The sequence below is a fragment of the Herbiconiux moechotypicola genome, from assembly GCF_024979255.1.
Taxonomy (GTDB): domain Bacteria; phylum Actinomycetota; class Actinomycetes; order Actinomycetales; family Microbacteriaceae; genus Herbiconiux; species Herbiconiux moechotypicola.
Genome location: NZ_JANLCN010000005.1, coordinates 65,509 through 86,272, shown reverse-complemented (window position 1 = coordinate 86,272; position 20,764 = coordinate 65,509). Strand labels below are relative to the sequence as shown.

Below are 20,764 nucleotides of genomic sequence, written 5' to 3'. Positions count from 1 at the left end.
GACGCTGTTTAACTTAGTTCAAATGTGCATCCCGGGCAACGCGCATGGTGTCGCCGGCCCGGGCGGCGAACGCCGTGGCCGTCGCCGCGATCGTGCGCTGCATCACGCTCACGGCCGCCGTGGGCGCCACGCCGTCGGGCCGGGCCAGACTGATCGTTCGCGTCAGCGCCGGTGCGCCCCGGTCGGTCAACCGTACGGCGCGGAGCCCCGGCCGGTCGATCAGCACCATTGCCGGCACCACCGCCACCCCGAGCCCTCGTTCGACGAACCGCAGCACCGCATCCATCTCGGCCCCCTCGAGCACCACCTCGGGCACCAGCCCCGCCGCCTCGAAGGCCGCGTCGGTGGCCCCGCGCAGGTCGTAGCTGCGGCTGAACACGATCTGCGGCAGCGCGGCGACGTCGGCGATGGAGAGCGCCCCGCCCTCCGACAGCGCAGGCGCCCCGGCCGACGACACCACCACGAGCTCCTCCACGAGCAGCGGCGCCACCGTGAAGCGGTCGGCCGAGCTCTCGTCGCTCGTGGTGATGAGCGCGAGGTCGAGTTCGCCTCCCGCCAGTTCGGCGAGCAGCCGTCGCGAGCCGTGCTCGGAGAGGTGCAGCTCGATGGCCGGATGCGCGGCATGGAAGGCACTCAGCACCTCGGTCACGAGGCTGATGCAGAGCGTGGGCGTGGCGCCCAGTCGCACCCGCCCGCGCTCGAGGCCGGCCAGTTCGGCGAGCTCGCGCCGCACCGACTCCGCATCGGCCAGCATGCGGCGCGCCCACGGCAGCAGCGACTCCCCCGCCGTGGTGAGACTGCTGCCGGCACGAGACCGGTGGAACAGCTCGGCGCCGAGATCGTGTTCGAGAGCGGCGATCTGCCGGCTCAACGACGGCTGGGCCAGGTGCAGCGATTCGGATGCGCGGGTGAAGTTGCCGAGCCGCGCCACCTCGGCGAAGGAGCGGAGCTGGTCGAGGTTCACGTTCGATAGCCTATGCGCATCGCGGTGACGAAATATATGCATTGGAGTAATCCAACGCGGCTGCGTAGCGTGCAGGGCATGACCTCTCGCGAACGCCAGATCTCCACCACCGTCCTCGTCATCGGCACCGGCGGCTCGGGCCTGCGCGCCGCCATCGAGCTCGCCGAGGCAGGGGTCGACGTGCTCACCGTGGGCAAGCGCCCCAAGGCCGACGCGCACACCTCCCTCGCGGCCGGCGGCATCAACGCCGCCCTCGCCACTATGGACCCCGACGACAGCTGGCAGCAGCACGCCGCCGACACCCTCACCGAGAGCTACCTGCTCGCCAACCCCCATACCGTGCAGATCGTCACCGAGGGCGCGGCGCAGTGCATCGACGACCTCGAGCGCTACGGCATGCCCTTCGCCCGCGAGGAGGACGGCCGCATCTCGCAGCGGTTCTTCGGCGCTCACACCTACCGGCGCACAGCATTCGCGGGCGACTACACCGGGCTCGAGATCCAGCGCACCCTGGTGAACCGGGCCGCGCTGCTCGACATCCCGATCCTCGACCGGGTGTACATCACGCGCATCCTGGTCAACGACGACGGTGCCGTGTTCGGCGCCTACGGATTCGACCTCGAAGACGGCACGCGGTTCCTCATCCACGCCGACGCCGTCATCCTCGCCGCCGGCGGACACAACCGCATCTGGCGGCGCACCTCCTCGCGACGCGACGAGAACACGGGCGACTCGTTCCGCCTCGCCGTCGAGGCAGGCGGACGGCTGCGTGACCCCGAGCTCGTGCAGTTCCACCCGAGCGGCATCATCGAGCCCGAGAGCGCGGCCGGCACGCTCATCTCCGAAGCGGCGCGCGGCGAGGGCGGCATCCTGCGCAACGGCCTGGCCGAGCGCTTCATGCACAAGTACGACCCCGAGCGGCAGGAGCTCTCCACCCGCGACCGCGTGGCGCTCGCCTGCTACACCGAGATCAAGGAGGGGCGCGGCACCCCCAACGGCGGTGTGTGGCTCGACGTGTCGCACCTGCCACGCGAGACCATCATGACCCGGCTGCCGCGGGTGTACCAGACGATGCTCGAACTCCAGATGCTCGACATCACGAAGGAGCCGATCGAGATCGCGCCCACCGCGCACTACTCGATGGGCGGCGTGTGGGTGCGGCCCGAAGACCACTCCACCGACGTGCCCGGGCTCTACGCCATCGGCGAGGCGTCGTCGGGCCTGCACGGGGCGAACCGGCTCGGCGGCAACTCGCTCATCGAGCTGCTCGTGTTCGGCCGCATCGTGGGGCAGGCGGCCGCCGAGTACTCCGCGTCGCTGCCCGCGCAGAAGCGGTCGCCCGCCGCGGTGGCGACGGCGCGTGACGAGATCGCGGCGCTGCTCGCGGCCGACGGGCCCGAGAACGTGCGCGCCCTCCAGCGCGCCATCCGCAACACCATGACCGAGCACGCCGGCGTGGTGCGCGACGAGGCCGGTCTGCGGGCGGGCCTCGCCGAGCTCGACGCCATCGAGGCGCGCATCGGCGAGGTGGGCGTGCATCCCGACATCGCCGGCTACCAAGACCTGGCGCACGCCTTCGACCTCAAGTCGTCGGCGCTGGCCGCCCGCGCCACGCTCCTCGCCGCCCTCGAGCGCCGCGAGACCCGTGGCTGCCACAACCGCAGCGACTACCCCGAGCTCGACCCCGCGCTGCAGGTGAACCTCGTCTGGTCTCCCTCCACCGGCGTCGTGCGCGAGTCGATCCCGCCCATCCCCGCCGACATCTCCGCCCTCATGCGCGAGGTCTCCACCACCGGCAAGCTCGTCGAGTGAGCCGAGCCGCGCCGGGCTCCGCTACTGCAGCGACGAGGTGAGGCGGGAGAGGGAGTCGACGACCTTGCCGCCGACGGGGCGGGCGAGCCACTCGTCGAGCGTGAGTGGGCGGGAGGCGGCGCGGTAGGAGTCCTCGATGGCGCGCATCCTCTCCACGAAGGCGGCGCCGTGCACGAGCACCGACACCTCGAGGTTGAGGCTGAACGAGCGGATGTCCATGTTGCTCGACCCCACCACCGCCACCGACTCGTCGACCGAGAAGTGCTTGGAGTGCAGCACGGTCGGCGGAGGGTAGAGCCAGATCGCCACCCCGGCCCGCAGCAGCGCCTCGTAGTAGGAGCGCTGCGCGTGATGTACGAGCACCTGGTCGCCCTCCTCCGACACGAACAGTTCCACGTCGAGCCCGCGCGAGGCCGCCGTCACGATCGCGAGCAGCACCGACTCGTCGGGCACGAAGTACGGGCTCGTGATGCTCACCCGCCGCTGCGCGCTGTGGATGAGCGCCGCGAATAGCTTGAGGTTGTTGTCGTTGTCGAAGCCCGGCCCGCTCGGCAGCACCTGGGCGTCGACCACGACGGCACCCGCAGCATCCAAGCCCCCGGATGCTCGCGGCCCGCCCGCGGGCGCCGACACCTCCAGAGGCAGCAGGTCGCCGGTCTCCGAGAACCAGTCGGTCACGAACACCGCGTCGAGCTCCCGCACCGCGGGGCCCTCCACCCGCATCATCACCTCGTGCCAGCGCAGCCCCCTGGCCACGTTCTTCTTCTTGAGGTACGAGGCGTCGATGAGGTTCTGCGACCCGGTGAACCCGACCGCCCCGTCGACCACCACGATCTTGCGGTGGTTGCGCAGGTCGGGCCGCCGCCACTGCCCGCGCAGCGGCCGGAGCGGCAGCATGGCCCGCCACGCGATCCCCGCCGCGGCCAGGAACGCGAGCGTCTCCGTGCGCCGCGGTGAGAGGAACCCGGCGAGGTGGTCGGAGAGCACCCGCACGGTCACCCCGCGCTGCACCGCCCGCGCCATCGCCTCGAAGAACGGCCGCGTGGTGTCGTCGAGCACGAGGATGTAGAACTCCACGTGCACGAACGACCGCGCTCCGTCGATCGCGGCGGTCATGTCGGCGAGCGACCCGTCGTAGTCGTCGGTGAGCGTCACCCGGTTGCCCGCGGTCATCGGCAGTGCACCGAGAGCGGAGTTCAAGTGCACCACCGGCGCGAGCCATGACGGCCAGGCGTCGTCGGCCGGCCGCACCGCCGCATCCGGAACCCGCGCCGCCAGCCGCTCGTTCATCTCGCGCTGGGCCGCGCGACGCGCCGCCGGCAGCCGGGAGCGCCCCACGAGCAGGAACGCGAGCGCGCCGAGGAACGGGATGAACACGATCGTGAGCACCCACGCGATCGCCGCGGAGGGGCGCCGGTTCGCCGACACCAGCACGGTCGCCACGAACCCGAGCACCACGTGCAGCGCGATCGCGGCGAGCGCGATCGTCTCGCCCAGCTCGAGCCCGGTCACTCGCCCGCCACTCTCATGCCAGGTTCTGCCGCGGCACGACGACCTTCTTGATGATGAGCAGGATCGACGCGGTCACCGGGCACGCGATGAGCGCCCCCAGCAGCCCCAGCAGCGTGCCCCCCACCATCGCCCCGATCAGCACGAGCGACCCCGGGATGCTGATGGCCTTGCCCACGATGCGCGGCGTCAGCACGTAGGCCTCCACCTGCACGTAGACGAGCATGACGATCCCGACGACGAGCGCCGCCGTGGGCGAGGTGAACAGCGACACGGTCGTGACGATGGCGAGGTTGATCACGCTTCCGACGAGCGGGATGAGCGTGATGGGGAACGCGAGCGCGGCCAGGATGCCCGCGTACCGCACGCCGCACACGGTGAGCAGGATGAACGTGAAGACCGCGTTCATGGCCGCCAAGATCACCATGCCGCTGAGGTAAGACCCCACCGACTTCGTGATCTCCTCCGAGATCTCGACGAACCCCGCGCGCTTCGACGCCGGCACCAGCGTGTAGACCGAGGCCTTGATCGACTCCAGGCTCGCCACGAAGTAGAGCGTGAGCACGATCACGAAGATGACGTTGAAGGTGCCGTTGAGGATGTTCACGCCGACGCGCAGCGCTCCCCCGCCGACGGTGACCCACGTGTTGGGGTCGGCGACCGTCGTCTTCAGCCAGTCGAGAGCGGGCACGAGAGCACCGCCGAACTGCTCGTTGAGGCTCACGAACCAGTCCTGCTCGGAGATGTCGTTGAACCCGGCCGGTAAATAGGTGAAGAGCTCGGTGAGCTGATCGACGACGACCGGGATGATGAGCCACAGCAGCAGGAGCACCACCACCACGAACCCCGCCATCACGGTGAGCACCGCCATCGCCCGGGAGAAGTGCCGCCGTTCGAGCCACTGCACCACGGGGTAGAGCCCGAGGCACACGAACAGCGCCACGAAGATGAGGGTGAGCGCGGTCGCCAGCGACGACACCGCGAGCCCGAGCAGCAGGGCGAGCAGCACGCCGAGGGTGGCGACGAAGCCGAAGCGGAAGGGTCCGGCCTGAAGGAGTCGCGGCATCTGCATGTCAGCGCACCTTCTCGAAGGTGAGCGCGAGCTCGGCCAGGAGGCGGGTGCCGAACCCGGTGGCGCCCTTGGGCCGCCAGGAGTCGTCTTTATCGGAGTTCATGGTGCCCGCGATGTCGAGGTGCGCCCAGGGCAGCCCGTCGACGAACTCGTCGAGGAAGAGCGCGGCGATCGTGGCCCCGGCGTACGGGCCTCCCATGTTGGAGAGGTCGGCCACGTCGGAGTCGAGCTGGGGGCGGTACTTGCGCTCGAGCGGCAGCTGCCACACCGGCTCGTCGACGGCGGCGGCCGCGGCCTTGACCTGCTCGGCCAGCGCCTGATCGTTGGCGAACACGGCCGCGGTCGCGGTGCCGAGCGTCATCATCGCGCTGCCGGTGAGGGTGGCGATGTCGACGATCGCATCCGGCTTCTGCTCGGCCGCGAGCGCCAGGGCGTCGCTCATCACGAGCCGGCCCTCCGCATCCGTGTTCTTCACCTCGACCGTCTTTCCGCCGCGGATGGTGAGCACGTCGCCGAGTTTGGTGGCCGAGCCGGAGGGCATGTTGTCGGTGCACATGAGGTAGGCGGTGACCGCCGTCGTGCTGCCGAGCGCCTGGAGCGCGGTCATGGTGCCGACCACGGCCGCGGCTCCCGCCATGTCCATCTTCATGAGGGCGTGCATCGGGTTGGAGGGCTTCAGCGAGATGCCGCCGGAGTCGTAGGTGATGCCCTTGCCCACCAGGGCGAGGTGAGCGGATGCCTCGGCCGGCGTGTAGCGGATGACCACCATCCGCGGCTCCTCCACGCTGCCGGCGTTCACCCCGAGCAGGCCGCCGGCGCCGAGTTCGATGAGCGCCGCCTTGTCGAACACCTCCACCTCGAGGCCGTGGCCGGGGCCGAGGGCGGCCACCGTGTCGGCGAGGTCGGTGGCGGTGAGGTGACCGGGCGGGGTGTTCGCCAGGTCGCGGGCGAGGTTCTCGGCTGCCGCTAGCACGAGGCCGCGTGCGATGCCGGCGGTCGCGGCTTCGCGGGCGGGCTCGTCGGCGGTCAGCAGCAGTTCGGCGCGCTCGAGCGGCTCGCCCTTCGGCTTCGCCTTGAGGCCGGCGTAGCGGTAGCGGGCGAGCGCGAGGCCCTCGGCGACGGCCTGGCCGACGAGCTCGGGCGTGGTGAGCTCGGCAACGTCGAGCACCAGGCCGACGGAGCCGAACGAGGTCGTGGCGCGGGCGAGCGCCGCAGCGAGATCGCGGATGCGCGTGGTGGCGGCCGCCGGGGACTCGCTGTCGTCGGGGACGCCCGCACCGATCGCCACGAGCACCGGCCCCTCGGCCTGCGGGAGCACCAGGGTCTGGCCGCGCTTGCCGGTGAAGCCGGCGCGGGCGAGCGCGGCGGCGTCGAGCCCGAGCGCGACGGGCACGGCCCCCTCGGCGACCCCGTCAGCGGTGCCGGGGACCACGTGGCCCACGGCGCCGAGGTCGGGCGAGAACGCGGTGACCACGTCGACGGAGGGCACGGCCCGCCTCGACGGGACGGGATCGAAGGTGTCGGGGATGAGCTTGAAGGCGCTGGGCATGTCCGAAGGCTAGCGCCTTCCACCCGGTGCACGCGCGTGTGCGGGAATTAGTTGTGGCTACAAGTGTTTTACTTGTCACCATGACCGCAGCAGACCTCCTCGCCCCCGACACCACGATGGGCGCCGTCACCCTCAGGGTGGGCGACCTCGACCGCATGATCGCGTACTACCGCGATGCCGTCACCCTCGACGTGATCGCCCAGGAGGGCGACACCGCCGTGCTCGGCCGGGGCGGTGTGCCTGCCCTGGTGCTGCAGCACGCGCCCGAGCTGAAGAACCCCGAGCCGCGCTCGGCCGGGCTGTTCCACACCGCGGTGCTGTTCGAGTCGGAGGCGGCTCTCGCCGCGGCCGTCTACTCGGTGGCGACGCGGTTCCCGAACTCGTTCACGGGCTCCTCCGACCACCTGGTGTCGAAGGCGTTCTACTTCAGCGACCCCGAGAACAACGGCGTGGAGCTGTACTGGGACCGCGACCGCACCCAGTGGAGCTGGGCCCACGGGCAGATCGAGATGTCGACCCTCTACCTCGACCCGAACGCCTTCCTGCAGGAGCACCTCACCGACGAGATCGTCGCGAACCCCCGGGTGGGCGGCGCGAGCATCGGCCACGTGCACCTCTCGGTGGGCGACGTGCCGCAGGCCCGCGACTTCTACGTCGACAAGCTCGGCTTCGAGGTCACCACGACCTATGGCCCGCAGGCGCTGTTCGTGTCGGCCGGCGGCTACCACCACCACATGGCCATGAACGTGTGGAACTCGCTCGGCGCGGGGCGGCGCCAGCAGACACTCGGTCTCGGTCAGGTGGAGATCGTGCTGCCCACGGCCGACGAGGTGGCCGCCACCGACGAGCGCCTGCGCCACCACGGCCTCCAGACCGCCGACGACGGCCGCAGCGTGACCGTGAGCGACCCCTGGGACAACACCATCCTCCTCCGCCCCGCCTTCGCCGCCTGACCCCGGCCGGCCCGGCGGCGGAAGGTCAGTCGCGGGGGGAGAGGAGTTCGCGGGCCGCGGCGCGGCCCTCGGGGGTGAAGTCGTAGACGCGGCGCCGGTGGAGCTGGGTGGTGACGCTCTCCTCGACGGTGGAGACGATCCAGCCCTGCCGTTCGAGGCGCTCCAGGATGGGGTACACGGTGCCCGAGGGGCGGCCCGAACGCTTCATGAGCTCGAGACCGAACACCGGGCCCGGGCTCTCGAGCATCAGCCCGAGCAGGTCGAGGGTGGGGGCGGTCACGCGCTTCAGCGGCTCCATGCCCCCACCGTATCGACCTACGCCGTGCGGTGGCGCGACTACTGCTGGATGAACGCCAGCAGGTCGGGGTTGATCACCTCGGCGTGCGTGGTGAGCATGCCGTGCGGGTAGCCCTCGTAGATCTTGAGGGTGGCGTTCTGCAGCAGCTCGGCCTGCTTGAGCGCCGCATCCTTGTAGGGCACGACCTGGTCGTCGTCACCCTGAGTGACGAGCACGGGCACCGAGATGGCCTTGAGGTCTTCGGTCTGGTCGGTCTCCGAGAACGCCTTGATGCCCTCGTAGTGGGCGAGCGCACTGCCCGTCATGCCCTGGCGCCACCAGTTGGCCACCACGGGCTCCGACAGCGTGACGCCCTCGCGGTTGAACCCGTAGAACGGACCGGAGGCCACGGCCTGGAAGAACTCGGCGCGGTTGGCGGCGAGCGCCGCGCGGAACCCGTCGAACACCTCGATCGGGGTGCCGTCGGGGTTGGCGTCGGTCTTCACCATGAGCGGCGGCACGGCCGACACGAGCACGGCCTTCGCCACGCGGCCCTGGGGCTCGCCGTAGCGGGCGACGTAGCGGGCCACCTGGCCGCCACCGGTCGAGTGGCCGATGTGCACGGCGTTGGTGAGGTCGAGGTGCTGCACCACGGCGTCGGCGTCGGACGCGTAGTGGTCCATGTCGTGACCGGTGCCGATCTGCGACGAGCGGCCGTGGCCGCGGCGGTCGCTGGCGACCACGCGGAAGCCCTTGCCGAGGAAGTACAGCATCTGGGCGTCCCAGTCGTCCGACGACAGGGGCCAGCCGTGGTGGAACATGATGGGCTGGGCGTCGCGGGGGCCCCAGTCCTTGTAGAAGATCTCCGCGCCGTCGTCGGTGGTGATGAAGGGCATGTCTCGCTCCGCGTCGTCATGCCGACCGGGCTGAGCGCGGCCGGCGGGTGGTGGTGTCCCGCAGCCCGCGGGACCACCTCCACGCTAGCCCTCGGACGCGCTCGGCACACCGGGTTTCCGGGCCCTGACGGTGACCCCGCCAGGGCCCGGATGCAGCCCGCCTCAGGCGGGCAGCGGCGCCACGTGCGCCAGCGGCGTCAGCAGCGAGGCCACGCGGGCCGAGAGGTCGGCGTCGACGTTCGCCCAGTACTCCAGCACCCGCACCCGGAGCTCGGGGATGGTGACCTTCGACACGTGCCCGGCGATGTTGTTCGCGAGCCGCTCGCGGGCGGCGTCGTCGAGCACCTCGCGCACCAGGGTGCCCGCCTGGCCGAAGTCGTCGTCCTCGGGGTGCAGCGTCGCCGCCGAGCGCACGAGCTCGCCGTCGGACTCCCAGCCCGAGTCGTCGCCGTGCGCCGCGGGCGACGCGTGCGGGCCGCCGAACGAGTTCGGGGCGTACACGGGCGCCGAGGCGTCCCGGAAGCCGAACCGCATCGCGCCGTCCTTCGAGTACGAGTTCGAGTGCAGGGGCGCGTTCACGGGCAGCTGGGCGTGGTTGGTGCCCACCCGGTAGCGGTGCGCATCCGCGTAGCTGAAGATGCGCGCCAGCAGCATCTTGTCGGGGCTGGCCGCGATGCCGGGCACGAAGTTCGAGGGCGCGAAGGTGGCCTGCTCGATCTGCGCGAAGTAGTTCTCGGGGTTGCGGTCGAGCGTCATGGTGCCCACCTCGATGAGCGGGTAGTCGGCGTGCGGCCACACCTTGGTGAGGTCGAACGGGTTGAAGCGGTAGCTCGCCGCATCGGCATAGGGCATGACCTGCACCGAGAGGGTCCAGGTGGGGAACTCGCCCCGCGCGATGGCCTCGGAGAGGTCGCGGATGTGGAAGTCGGCGTCCTCTCCGGCGATCTGGTCGGCGGCGGCCTGCGACAGGATCTCGATGCCCTGGTTGGTCTTGAAGTGGTACTTCACCCAGAACTTCGCGCCGGCGGCGTTGATCCACTGGTAGGTGTGCGACCCGAAGCCGTCCATGTGGCGCCAGGATGCGGGCAGTCCGCGGTCGCCCATCAACCAGGTGACCTGGTGGGCCGACTCGGGCGAGAGTGTCCAGAAGTCCCACTGCATGTCGTGGTCGCGGAGGTTGGTGCCGGGCAGGCGCTTCTGCGAGTGGATGAAGTCGGGGAACTTGATGCCATCGCGGATGAAGAACACGGGGGTGTTGTTGCCGACGAGGTCGTAGTTGCCCTCCTCGGTGTAGAACTTCAGCGCGAAGCCGCGCGGGTCGCGCCAGGTGTCGGGAGAGCCCTGTTCGCCGGCGACGGTGGAGAAACGGGCCAGCATGTCGACCTTCGCGCCGGGCTGGAACAGCGAGGCACGGGTGTAGGCGCTCACGTCGCCGGTGGTCACGAAGGTGCCGAACGCGCCGCCGCCCTTCGCGTGCACGACCCGCTCCGGCACCCGCTCGCGGTTGAACTGCGCGAGCTTCTCGACCAGGTAGTGGTCGTGCAGCACGACGGGGCCGTCGGCCCCGACGCTGTGGGAGTGGTCGTCGCTCGCGACGGGGGCTCCGGAGTTGGTGGTGGTGACGTTGTGGTCGGTCATCGTTCCTCGGTTCCGTATGTCATCGTTCGGGTGATTCGGTGGTGGCGGACTTCTGCGACTGGCACTCGGGGCACAGCCCCCAGAAGGTGATCTCGGCGGTGTCGATGGCGAACCCGCCGGTCGACGAGGGCGCGAGGCAGGGCGCGGCACCGTGCACGCAGTCGATGTCGCCGACCGCCCCGCATCCGGTGCACACCACGTGGTGGTGGTTGTCGCCGATACGCCGCTCGTAGAGCGCGGGCGAGCCTGCGGGTTCGATGCGGCGGATCAGCCCGGCCTCGGTGAGCGCGCCCAGCACCACGTAGGTGGCCTGCAGCGAGATGCCGGGCAGCTGCTGCTGCACCCGGCGGTGCACGGTGTCGGCGTCGGAGTGCGGCATGCCCTCGAGCGCGCCGAGCACCGCCAGTCGCTGACCGGTGACCTTGAGGCCGGCATTCCGGATGCGCGTCTCGAGCTCGGTGGTCATGAGAACGACGATACCCCCAATTATGAATGATTCATAATTAGGAGGTATCGCTCAGGAAGGGTTCACCACTGCCTGGTCAGCTGCCGGGCACCGACGACGCCCTCCTCCTCGAGCAGGACGGCGAGCTGCAGAGTGCTCAGATCGGCCAGGTACGGTCCCATGATCTGGGCACCGATCGGGAGCCGGCTCTCCCGGCCGAGACCGATCGGCACCACGGTCGCCGGAGCCCTCGGCACATTGGTGAGCTTGCTCCACGCCGCGTGGAAGTCCATGGCCCTGGTGCGCGTGCCGTGGAACTCGACCCAGCGCTCGTCCTCCGGCTGCTCCGACAGGGGCGGCGCCGCGCCGAACGTGGCGGGCGCCACCACGAAATCGAGGGTGTCGAAGAGACCGGTCCATCTCTCGCTCAGCCGCTGCTGCTGCTCCCAGGCCGCCCACACCGCCGCGACGTCGAGCCGGCCGCGCCCTGCCGCGGGCTCCAGATTGTGCGCCAGCTCGATGTCTTTCAGCACGTCGAGCAGCTCGAGGGTCGCCGCGGAGCTGAGCGGGGTGCCGCGCAGCTCGGTCACCACGCACCCGGCGTCGCGGAGCGCCCCGGCCAGGGCGGCGAAGGCGGCCCCGGTCTCCTCGTCGATCGGGGCGGACGGCTCCTCGATCCAGAGACCGATCCTGATGCCCCTCAGGCTCCGGTGCCGGGCGGCCGGCAGCACGAGCGACCGACCAGCCGGCACCGGCGTCTCGAGCCCCACCAGTGCCTGGAACAGCAGGAGCAGGTCACGCGGGTGGTCGGCCATCGGCCCCACGGTCGACAGCGACGGCTCCAGTCGCGCATCCGGTCTGCCCGGCATGTGACCGAGCTTCGAGATCAACCCGTTCGTGGGTCGATGACCGTAGATGCCGCACCAGGCCGCGGGCATGCGGATCGACCCGTAGAGATCGCTGCCCAGATCGGCGACGGACATGCCCGAACTCACCGCGACCGCGGCCCCGCCAGACGAACCTCCAGGGGATCGTGAAGGGTCCCACGGATTGCGGGTCACCCCGAAGTCGGCATTGCTCGACTGGTAGTCGTCGAGCATCACGGGCACGTTCGTCTTGCCGAGGATGATCGCTCCGCTGTCGCGGAGACGACGGACCACGGGTGCATCGTGCTCCGGCATCCGGGCGTCGGAGGCGCGGCCGACCGTGGTGCGGAACCCGGCGACGTCGAAGGAGTCCTTGACGGTGACGGGCCAGCCGGCGAGCGGGCTCTGAGGCACCCCGCGGGCGCGGTCGCGGTCGAGCCGCTCCGCCGCTCGCACGGCGGAGTCGAGGTCGCGATCGGTCAGCGCTCCCAGCAGAGGGTCGAGCGAGTCGATCCGGGAGATGCGCTCCGTCACGACCTCCACCGCGGAGAGGTCGCCGCGCCGCAGCGCTGCCGTGATCTCGAAGCCGGCGGGCAGCTCCTCCACCGCGACCCGGGAGCCACGTGCGGCACCCGTGTCGCCGACGACCCGGCTCATCCGTCGCCCAGCTGCCCGAATCGAGCCCGGAGCACCTCGTCGAGCACGGTCGCCGACGCGTACGCCACGGCGGTCACCACGGTGATGAGCACCATGGCCGACCACATGAGCGTGTAGTCGAAACTGCCCGACGCCCGGGAGATCGCGCCGCCCAGGCCGTCTCCGGTGGCGAGCCACTCGGCGAGCATCGCGCCGGTGACGGCGATCGGGATCGCGACCCGGAACGAGGCCGAGATCGAGGGAACCGCGGCGGGGAGACGGAGCCTGACCAGCAGGCCCCACGACCCGCTGCCGTAGGCCTCGAGCAGATCCAGCTGCTCCCTCCGGGCACTCCGCATGCCCTGCAGCATGAGGAAGACGCAGGGGAAGAACACGGCCAGGAAGACGATGACCACGACCGCCCCGAGGCCATTGCCCACCACGATGGTGATCACGGGCGTGAGCACGACGACGGGGACGGTACGGAGCACCAGGAGCAGCGGCGTGAGGGCCGTCTCGAGCAGCTGCACCATCGCGAACGCCGCCGCGAGCAGGAAGGCCGAGACCATTGCGGCCAGCAGACCCACCGACGCGTGGGCGAGGGTCTCGCCCAGTTGCCCGAGCAGCACGGCCCGCCTGCCGGCTCCTTCGGCGCCGTCGGACAGGTAGGCCCAGACGGCCCAGGGCCGTGCCCCGAGCAGCGGGCTCACCCGGAACGATTCCAGCACGGCGATCCAGAGGCCCGTCGCCGCGACGGCCGACACCGCGATGAGGAGGAGCTGGCGCAGAGCGGCGGCGACACCCCGGCTCATGCCCGGACCCGGGCGTACCCTGCCCACGGGGTGAGCATCCGTTCGGCCACTGCGGCGACCAGGTAGGCGAGCAGGGTGACGGCGACCGTGACGAGGGCCAGGTTCCACAGCCGCGCCACACCCATCTGGTACTGCGCGGAGCTCATGGCGACCCCGAGCCCGGTGCTGATGCCCCCGAGGTACTCGCCGATCACGGCGCCGAGGACGGCGGCGGGTACGGCGATCCTGAGGGCCGACAGCATCGACGGCAGCGCGGTCATCGCCCTGACGATCCTGAGCTGCGACAGCCGCCCACCGCCGTAGGCGCGCACCAGGTCGATCGAGGCCGGCGACGCCGACTTCGCCCCCGCGATCACGGAGATGAGCGTGGGGTAGGAGACCAGGAGAGCCGAGAGGAAGACGGCCGAGGCCTCGCCCCCGAAGATGATCATGACGAGCGGACCGATCGCGACCAGGGGAAGGCACTGCGCGATCACGGCGATCTGCAGCACGTGGTGCTCGATGCCGGGGATGACGAGCACGAGGAACGCGGTCAGGAGGGCCACCCCGTTCCCCACGACGAAGCCCAGAGCCGCCCGGCCGAAGGTCGCCGCCGCGTGCAGGGCGTAGAAACCGGGGCCGTCGGCGACGAACTGCTCGGCCAGGCGCGGCGGAGAGGCTAGCGCGGTGACGCCGAAGAGGTCGGCGACGGCCCACCAGGCACCCGCCGCGACGACGGCGACGGCCAGCGGGAGCGCGAGGCGCGTGGCGGTCGCCGTCATGCGGCGCCCGCCGCACCGGGCTCGCCCGATCGTCCGGCGAAGAGGAGTTCGGACAGACGGTCGAACAGCTCGTGGAACTCGGGGCTGCGCATCGTCTCGAGCGTCCGAGGCCGCGGCAGGTCGACGTCGACGATCTCGACGATGCGGCCGGGCCTGGCCGACATGATCGCCACCCGGTCGGAGAGCAGGATGGCCTCGCCGATGCCGTGGGTGACCATGAGCGTGGTGATGCGGCGTTCCATCCAGATGCGCTGGAGCTCCAGGTTCAGCCGCTGGCGCGTCATGTCGTCGAGTGCGCCGAACGGCTCGTCGAGGAGGAGGATCGACGGCTCCGACACCAGCGACCGCGCGATCGACACCCGCTGCCGCATGCCGCCGGAGAGCTGAGCCGGCTTGGCGTGCTCGAAGCCGCCGAGGCCCACCAGGTCGATCAGGTGCTGGATGCGGGCGGGGTCGGCCTTCATCCCGGCCACCTCGAGCGGCAGGCGGATGTTCGAGGTGACGTCGCGCCAGGGCAGCAGCGCCGAGTCCTGGAACGCGATCCCGAGGTGCTGTCGCCGCCAGGCGGCGGTGATCGCCTCGCCGTTCACCGCGAGACGGCCGGAGGTGGGGGTGTCGAGACCCGCGAGCATGCGCAGGATCGTCGACTTGCCGCATCCGGAGGGCCCGATCAGCGAGATGAAGGCCCCGGAGGGCGCCTCCAGGGAGACGCCCTCCACGGCGACGACGGTGTCGCGCCGCACCCGATACGATTTCGACACCGCGTCGAGCAGGATGCCCGGCATCGCGCCCGGCGAGGTGGCGGTCGGCGTGCTCGAGGCAACCGACGGTGTGGTCATGGCGGTGCTCATGGTCTCAACCGAGAAGGTCGGGGTTCTCGGCGTAGATCTCGGCGATCAACGATCCGTCGAACAGCTGCTCCGCGGTGACGTCGAGACCCGCCTCCTGGATGAGTGCGGCGTTGGCGGCGGTGAGCTCGGGGGTGAGGGAGAGGATGCCCGCCGCGGCGGTCTCGGGGGTCTCGATGAGCGGGATCTGGGCGTTCATGGCGAGCATCTGCGAGGCGTCGTCGTAGTTCTGCTCGGCCGCGTACACGCTGTTCGTGATCGAGTTGGCCTCCTCCGGGTGGGCGAGCGCCCAGTACCAGCCCTCGATGGTGCCGGTGAGGAAGGCCTTCAGTTCGGCACGATGGGTCTCGAGCAGGGTGCGGGTGGTCACGATCGGGTCGCCGTAGAGCGGCAGCCCGTTGTTTGCGAGCAGGAACTCCTGGGTCTGGAAGCCGAGCGAGTTGAGCAGGCTCGAACCGACAGTCGTGTACGTGAGCAGGCCGTCGACCTGGCCCGAGGTGAGGATGGAGGAGTCGAAGGTGTAGGGCACGGTGCTGACGGTCGACTCGTCGATGCCGTTCGCGCGCAGGAACTCCTGCCACTGGAGGGTGTCGGTGTCGGGCAGCGCGATGGTCTTGCCGACCAGGTCGGCGGGGGTGTCGATCGGGTTCGACGACATCGAGATCAGCGCGAACGGGTTCTTCTGGTAGGTCGCGCCGATGACGACGAGGTCCCCGCCCTGCTCGATGGCGGCCGCGGTCTTGAACACGTCGCCGATGCCGAGAAGGGCGCTGCCGCTCGTGACCGCCGCCTCGGCCGCCGTGGCCGAGGATCCGCCGGGCGTGAGGGTGACCTCGCCGAGACCGGCCTGCTCGAAGTAGCCCTGCTCGAGGCCCATGTACTCCCCGGCGAACTGGTTGTTGTCGATCCAGCCCAGCTGCATCGTCACGGAGCCGAGGGTGTCGTCCCCGGCGGGTTCCGACGTGGCGGCCGAGGCGCATCCGGTGAGGCTGAGCGCTGCGGCGGCGGCGAGCGCGAGGACGGGTGTGCGGGTGAGTCTCATGGAGGGTCTTCCTGTGCGATCCGGTCGAAGCCGGGAGGGTGAGGTGCAGGACTCCTCTATCCGAACAAACCCGCACGCCCTGCCGTCACGGCACCGCGACGGAATCAGAGCGTGTGGGCGAGCATCCGTTTGTGAATTCTGCGCATGGGGTTTCGCCCGTGTTTCGTCTCTGTTGCCGATGTGCGCGCGAGTCTCAGCCGTGCACGGAGAGCGCGAGCGCGAAGTCCAGACGGTCCTCGGGCGAATCGAGCCTCCGCCCGGTCAGCTCCTCCACCCTCCTCATGCGGTAGCGCAGGGTGTTCGGGTGGATGTGGAGCGCCTCGGCGGCCGTGAGCCACACGCCGTTGGTGGAGAGGAACGTGCGGAGCGACTCGATCAGGGCGCTCCCGTGCCGGCGGTCGTACTCCTCGAGCACACCGAGGAGCGCCGCGTGGAAACTGCTCACCCGATCGGCGTCGATCAGCCCGAGCAGGGATCGGTGGGTCTGCGCCGTCGCGTCCACCCCGAGCACGATCTGCCCGTCGTCGACGATCCCCCGCAACCGGTCGCCCGCTTGCGCGAGGGCCTCGGGCAGTTCGCCGACGTTGCGCACCACGTCGCTCACGCCGACGCGCAACCGCGACCCGCCGAGGAGCCCCCGCGCGTCGCCGAGACGTGCGGCCGCCCGGTCGAGTTCCTCCGCGCCGAGGCGTTCGGGACCGTTGACGAACACGATCGCACGACGGTCGACCGTCGTGCCCAGGGTGACGCCGGGGCCGTCGAACGCCGCAGTCACCATCGCCAGCACGGCCTCGGCGGGGAGGGTGGCATCGCCCGCGGCCGCCACCACCACGCAGGAGGGACGCGAGGGGTTGGCGCCCTCGCTTCGGTAGTGCGCGAAGAGGTCGATCGCGGTCACGCCCTCCTGCCCGAACCGTTGCACCAGCCGGCGCACCCCCTCCCGCGCGCGGGTCTGTTCGAACTGCAGCTCGGCCAGGGCCGCCTCGAGCACGTTGCGCAACGAGAGCACCAGCACGGAGTCGGGCTGGGGCAGCCGCTCGGGGTCACGGTGCCTCACACCGAAGTGAGCGGCCGCCGTGGTGTCTCGCGAGGCGAGCGTCCACACCCGCGTGGCGTCGCCGCCGAGCGCGAGATCGACAGCGTGCGACGGCGAACGCCGTGCCGCGTGCCAGGCAGCGACGGCATCGTCGGCGGCCAGGGGCGCTCCTGCCGAGCCGATCACGGCACCCGCCGCATCCATCAGCCAGCAGTCCACCTCGAACTCGGCCGCGAACTGGCGGAGCACGCTGTCGAGACGATCCGCACCGAGGGGCTGCACCGCGAGCCGCCGCACGAATCCGAACTCCTGGGCGATGGTGCGCGCCACGTCGGACTCCAGCGACTCCAGGATGTACGCGGCGACCTCGCTGTACGCCACGTCGTCGCCGGTCACGATCAGCGGGATGTCCAGGGCGCGGCAGCGGGCGATCACCGCGTCGGGCACGCTCCCGATCTCGAGCAGCCCGATGACGAGCGCCGTCGCCCCGGCGGCGGCGAGAGCCGTCGTGAAACGCTCGACCCCCTCGGGGCTCCGCGCCCACTGGCCGTTGCTGAACACCACGACCCCGTGACCCAGAAAGCGGCCGGGGTCGGTCAGGTCGGTGAGGAACGCTCCCTCGGCTTCGCGCTGAAGCGCCTCCTCGGTGCCGGCGAGCACAGTGAGGTCGAACCCGCTCTCCCTCACGAGCTGTGCGATCCTCACACGGCATTCTCTCGCATCCGGAGCTCGTGAACGCGAGAACCTCCCGGCACCGAGCGGGTACCGGGAGGTTCTCGTCGAGAGGCGGTCAGCGGGTCAGTCGCAGACCGCGAGCTCCTCCACGGCCGGCGACAGGGTGTTCTCGCCACCGAGCAGCGTCACGCCCGTGGCACCCAGCGCGGTGATCTGCGCCAGGGTGTCGGCCGGGATGCACGTGCCGGGCACCGTGAACAGCGGGGCGTCCCACTTCGGGGCCAGGCCCGAGCCCGAGAGCGCGTCGGGGAAGTTCACGCCCGTCGCCAGCAGCACCTGGTCGGCGCTGTCGAAGAAGTGGGCGTTGATGAGCCGCGACGACTCGTAGCGGTCGACCCCGCCGAGGCGCACGGCGTCGGCGATGTCGGAGACGTCGTCGAAGACGCCGGCCGAGACCGAGGTCTCGCCGCCGACGACGGCGATCTCGTCGGCGCCCAGGCCCTCGAGCAGGGCGGTGGTCGCCGCGTCGAGGGTCGAGGCGGTGCCGTTCACGAGCACCACGGGACCGGCGCCGTCGATCGCCGCGCCGGCCGAGAGTGCGTCGGCGAAGTTCGCTCCGGCGGCCACGACGGCCTCGGGGGCTCCCTCGCCGAACGCGGACTCCGCCACGAGGCGCGAGGTCTCGAACCGGTCGGCACCCTGGATGCGGGTCACCGGCGCGATCGCCGAGAGCGCCGTCTCGACACCGGCCGACACCGAGTTCGCCCCTCCGACGACCACGATGCTCTCGGGGTCGAGGCGCGCGATCTCGTCGGCGACCGTGCCCGGCAGCGAGCCCGCCGTCGTGAGCAGGATGGGCGCATCCGCACCGGCCGCGGCCGGCGACGCCGAGAGGGCGTCGGGGAAGGTCTCACCCGCGACGACGTAGACGGTGGATGCGCCCGTGGGCCAACCGGACTGCGAGGCGGCGACCGCCGTGTCGTAGCGGTCGGCGCCCGCGAGGCGGTCGGTCGACGGGAGACCGTCGGGCACCGTGACCGCGACCCGGACGACGGTTCCGCTCGGCTGCGCGGTGAGCACGAGCTCGCTCGCGATGGTGGCGTCGGCGGGCACCTCGGCGGTGACCGTGGCCGCACCGTCGGTGACGGGCACGTCGGCGAAGGTGGCGGCCGAGCCCTCCCAGCTCACCTCGAGCGAGGTGTTCTGGGGGCTGCCGAGCGAGGTGAGGTCGAGACCCGACACCGTGGCGGAGACGTCTTCGCCGATCGAGGCCGACTCGGTCGCATCCGTCAGCCCCACCGCGTGGCGGGCGAAGTCGGGCGCCAGGCCCGGGTTGGCCTCGAGGTAGGCGATCCACGCGTCGCGGTCGATGAGACCGGAGTCGCGGGTGTCGGTGCCGGCCGTGAACTCACGGAAGTTGTCGCCGCCCTGGAGCAGGAAGTTGAACGACCCGATCCGGTAGGAGGCGGCGGGGTCGATCGGCTCGCCGTCGATCCAGATGCCCGTGATGTGCGAGCCCTGCGCCGCGGCGGCGTCGTAGGTGTAGCTCACGTTGTCGGAGAGGCCGAGCTGCAGGTAGGGGCGCGACGGGATGGTGCCGTCGGCGTTGGTCTGCCACTGCTGCTCGAGAACGGTCTTGAACTGGGCGCCGGTGAGGCTCGTGGTCCAGAGGTTGTTCACGAAGGGCAGCACCGCGTTGGCCTCGGCGTAGGTGATGACGCCGTCCTCGCCCTCGAAGAGCTCGGCGCGGAGACCACCGGGGTTCACGACGCCGATCTGGGCGCCGCCGCGGTCGGCCGAGCCGAGGCTCGACACGAGCGAGTTCGCCACGAGGTTGCCGAGGGTCGACTCGGAGGCGCGGTCGTCACGGGTGCCGCCGGTCCACACGCCGTCGACGTACGATCCGCCGCCGAACGCGGTGGTGATGTCGGCCGTGACCGAGCCCTTGGGCTGGCTGCCGATCACCTCGGCCGCGGCGAGCGCCGCGTCGACCGTGGCCTTCACCTCGGCCACGCGCGGGTACTCGGCCACGAGGGCGGCGTCGTCGACCGTGGTGCGGGCGACGTTCTGCGCCGTGTAGCTCTCCAGCGTGCCGGTCTCGGCGTCGAGGGTGAGCACCACGTTGCCGATGTTCTCGCCGTAGCTGCCGGTCTGCAGCACGGGGCGGGTGACGCCGGTCTCGCCGGGCAGGGGAGCGTCCCAGGCGTACTGCTTGTGGGTGTGGCCGGTGAAGATCGCGGCCACCTTGGCCGAGGTCTCGGTGACGATGGAGGCGAAGGCGCCGCCCGCGGCGACCTCCTCCTCGAGGGTCGCGCCGTCGGGGGTGCCCGCTCCGGCGCCCTCGTGGTAGGCGGCGATGATGACGTCGGCCTCGCCGTTGGACTCGTCGCCGTCGGTGAGCTGGTCGGTGACGCGGTTCACGGCCGCGACCGGGTCGCCGAACGAGAGGGTGGAGATGCCGCCGGGCGACACCAGCGTCGGAGTCTCCTCGGTGACGGCGCCCACGATCGCCACGGTCAGGCCGTCGACCTGCTCGAGCGCGAACTCCGGCAGGGCCGGGGTCTCGGTGCCGGCGAGGTAGACGTTCGCGCCCAGGTAGTCCCACTCGGCGTTGGGGCCGTCGCCCACGATGCGGTCGGTGAGGTCGGCGAAGCCGCGGTCGAACTCGTGGTTGCCCACGGCGCTGGCCGAGAGCTCGAGCTCGTTGAGCACGTCGATGGTGGGCTGGTCCTCGGCCGACGCCGAGGCGAACAGCGAGGCGCCCACGTTGTCACCGGTGGAGATGAACAGCGAGTTCTCCTCGCCGCCCTGCTCGCGCAGCTGCTCGATGGTACCGGCGAACTTCACGGTGTTGGCGTCGATGCGCCCGTGGAAGTCGTTGATGTCGATCAGGTTGAGCTCGACCGTTCCCTCGGCCGGCGCCGCGGATGCGGACGAGGCGAACCCGACGAGGGGCGCGGCGAGCAGCGCACC

17 protein-coding genes and 2 pseudogenes are annotated in these 20,764 nt (G+C 70.9%); 2 read left to right on the top strand and 17 right to left on the bottom strand.

What is annotated here, in order from left to right:
* Positions 1-13 precede the first annotated feature (13 nt).
* Complete coding sequence (locus tag N1031_RS09490; RefSeq protein ID WP_259479386.1) at positions 14-964, bottom strand: LysR family transcriptional regulator; 951 nt, start codon at positions 962-964, stop codon at positions 14-16.
* Positions 965-1,042: 78 nt separating this feature from the next.
* On the opposite strand from N1031_RS09490, the gene N1031_RS09485 reads away from it, so the two are divergent.
* On the top strand, positions 1,043-2,776 hold the full coding sequence (locus N1031_RS09485) for an L-aspartate oxidase (RefSeq protein ID WP_259479385.1): 1,734 nt from the start codon (positions 1,043-1,045) through the stop codon (positions 2,774-2,776).
* A 21-nt stretch (positions 2,777-2,797) separates the two neighbouring features.
* On the opposite strand, the gene cls is transcribed toward N1031_RS09485, so the two are convergent.
* Genes cls through N1031_RS09470 form a run of 3 tightly spaced genes read right to left on the bottom strand, consistent with a single transcriptional unit; the run spans position 2,798 to position 6,906 of the window.
* A complete protein-coding gene (gene cls / locus N1031_RS09480) occupies positions 2,798-4,288 on the bottom strand; it encodes a cardiolipin synthase (protein ID WP_259479384.1) in 1,491 nt (496 codons plus the stop codon).
* 13 nt (positions 4,289-4,301) lie between these two features.
* Complete coding sequence (locus tag N1031_RS09475) at positions 4,302-5,357, bottom strand: AI-2E family transporter (protein WP_259479383.1); 1,056 nt, start codon at positions 5,355-5,357, stop codon at positions 4,302-4,304.
* A gap of 1 nt (position 5,358) precedes the next feature.
* Positions 5,359-6,906 (bottom strand): leucyl aminopeptidase, encoded by a 1,548-nt coding sequence (locus N1031_RS09470; RefSeq protein ID WP_259479382.1) that lies wholly within the window; start codon positions 6,904-6,906, stop codon positions 5,359-5,361.
* Positions 6,907-6,986: 80 nt separating this feature from the next.
* Here N1031_RS09470 and N1031_RS09465 point away from each other — a divergent pair, with 80 nt between their 5' ends.
* On the top strand, positions 6,987-7,859 hold the full coding sequence (locus N1031_RS09465; protein WP_259479381.1) for a VOC family protein: 873 nt from the start codon (positions 6,987-6,989) through the stop codon (positions 7,857-7,859).
* 25 nt (positions 7,860-7,884) lie between these two features.
* On the opposite strand, the gene N1031_RS09460 is transcribed toward N1031_RS09465, so the two are convergent.
* The 13 genes and pseudogenes from N1031_RS09460 to N1031_RS09405 all read right to left on the bottom strand — a co-directional run.
* Positions 7,885-8,157, bottom strand: a complete 273-nt coding sequence (locus N1031_RS09460; RefSeq protein ID WP_259479380.1) for a PadR family transcriptional regulator — start codon at positions 8,155-8,157, stop codon at positions 7,885-7,887.
* 38 nt (positions 8,158-8,195) lie between these two features.
* Complete coding sequence (locus N1031_RS09455; RefSeq protein ID WP_259479379.1) at positions 8,196-9,032, bottom strand: alpha/beta fold hydrolase; 837 nt, start codon at positions 9,030-9,032, stop codon at positions 8,196-8,198.
* A gap of 162 nt (positions 9,033-9,194) precedes the next feature.
* Complete coding sequence (locus N1031_RS09450) at positions 9,195-10,670, bottom strand: catalase (RefSeq protein ID WP_259479378.1); 1,476 nt, start codon at positions 10,668-10,670, stop codon at positions 9,195-9,197.
* Between the two features lie 19 nt (positions 10,671-10,689).
* Positions 10,690-11,136 (bottom strand): Fur family transcriptional regulator, encoded by a 447-nt coding sequence (locus N1031_RS09445; protein ID WP_259479377.1) that lies wholly within the window; start codon positions 11,134-11,136, stop codon positions 10,690-10,692.
* A gap of 62 nt (positions 11,137-11,198) precedes the next feature.
* Positions 11,199-12,638 (bottom strand): amidase family protein, encoded by a 1,440-nt coding sequence (locus N1031_RS09440; protein ID WP_259479376.1) that lies wholly within the window; start codon positions 12,636-12,638, stop codon positions 11,199-11,201.
* Positions 12,635-13,429, bottom strand: a complete 795-nt coding sequence (locus N1031_RS09435; protein ID WP_259479375.1) for an ABC transporter permease — start codon at positions 13,427-13,429, stop codon at positions 12,635-12,637. Before N1031_RS09435 ends, N1031_RS09440 begins: the two co-directional genes overlap by 4 nt.
* Positions 13,426-14,190, bottom strand: a complete 765-nt coding sequence (locus tag N1031_RS09430; protein WP_259479374.1) for an ABC transporter permease — start codon at positions 14,188-14,190, stop codon at positions 13,426-13,428. The genes N1031_RS09435 and N1031_RS09430 overlap by 4 nt, the downstream gene beginning before the upstream one ends.
* Positions 14,187-15,041: an ABC transporter ATP-binding protein gene (locus N1031_RS09425; protein ID WP_310795678.1), complete on the bottom strand. Its 855-nt coding sequence runs from the start codon at positions 15,039-15,041 to the stop codon at positions 14,187-14,189. Before N1031_RS09425 ends, N1031_RS09430 begins: the two co-directional genes overlap by 4 nt.
* A 4-nt stretch (positions 15,042-15,045) precedes the next feature.
* Positions 15,046-16,080, bottom strand: coding sequence for an ABC transporter substrate-binding protein (locus N1031_RS09420; protein WP_259479373.1), 1,035 nt, complete (start codon positions 16,078-16,080; stop codon positions 15,046-15,048).
* Between the two features lie 193 nt (positions 16,081-16,273).
* The gene (locus N1031_RS09415) at positions 16,274-17,821 is read right to left on the bottom strand and encodes a helix-turn-helix domain-containing protein (protein WP_259479372.1); all 1,548 of its coding nucleotides are present in this window, start codon (positions 17,819-17,821) and stop codon (positions 16,274-16,276) included.
* Positions 17,822-17,914: 93 nt separating this feature from the next.
* A complete protein-coding gene (locus tag N1031_RS20515; protein WP_344444402.1) occupies positions 17,915-18,202 on the bottom strand; it encodes a cell wall-binding repeat-containing protein in 288 nt (95 codons plus the stop codon).
* Positions 18,203-18,244: 42 nt separating this feature from the next.
* Positions 18,245-18,487, bottom strand: a pseudogene (locus tag N1031_RS20555) (cell wall-binding repeat-containing protein); the annotation flags it as partial.
* Between the two features lie 54 nt (positions 18,488-18,541).
* Positions 18,542-20,713 (bottom strand): annotated as a pseudogene (locus N1031_RS09405) (5'-nucleotidase C-terminal domain-containing protein); the annotation flags it as partial.
* Between the last annotated feature and the right edge of the window lie 51 nt (positions 20,714-20,764).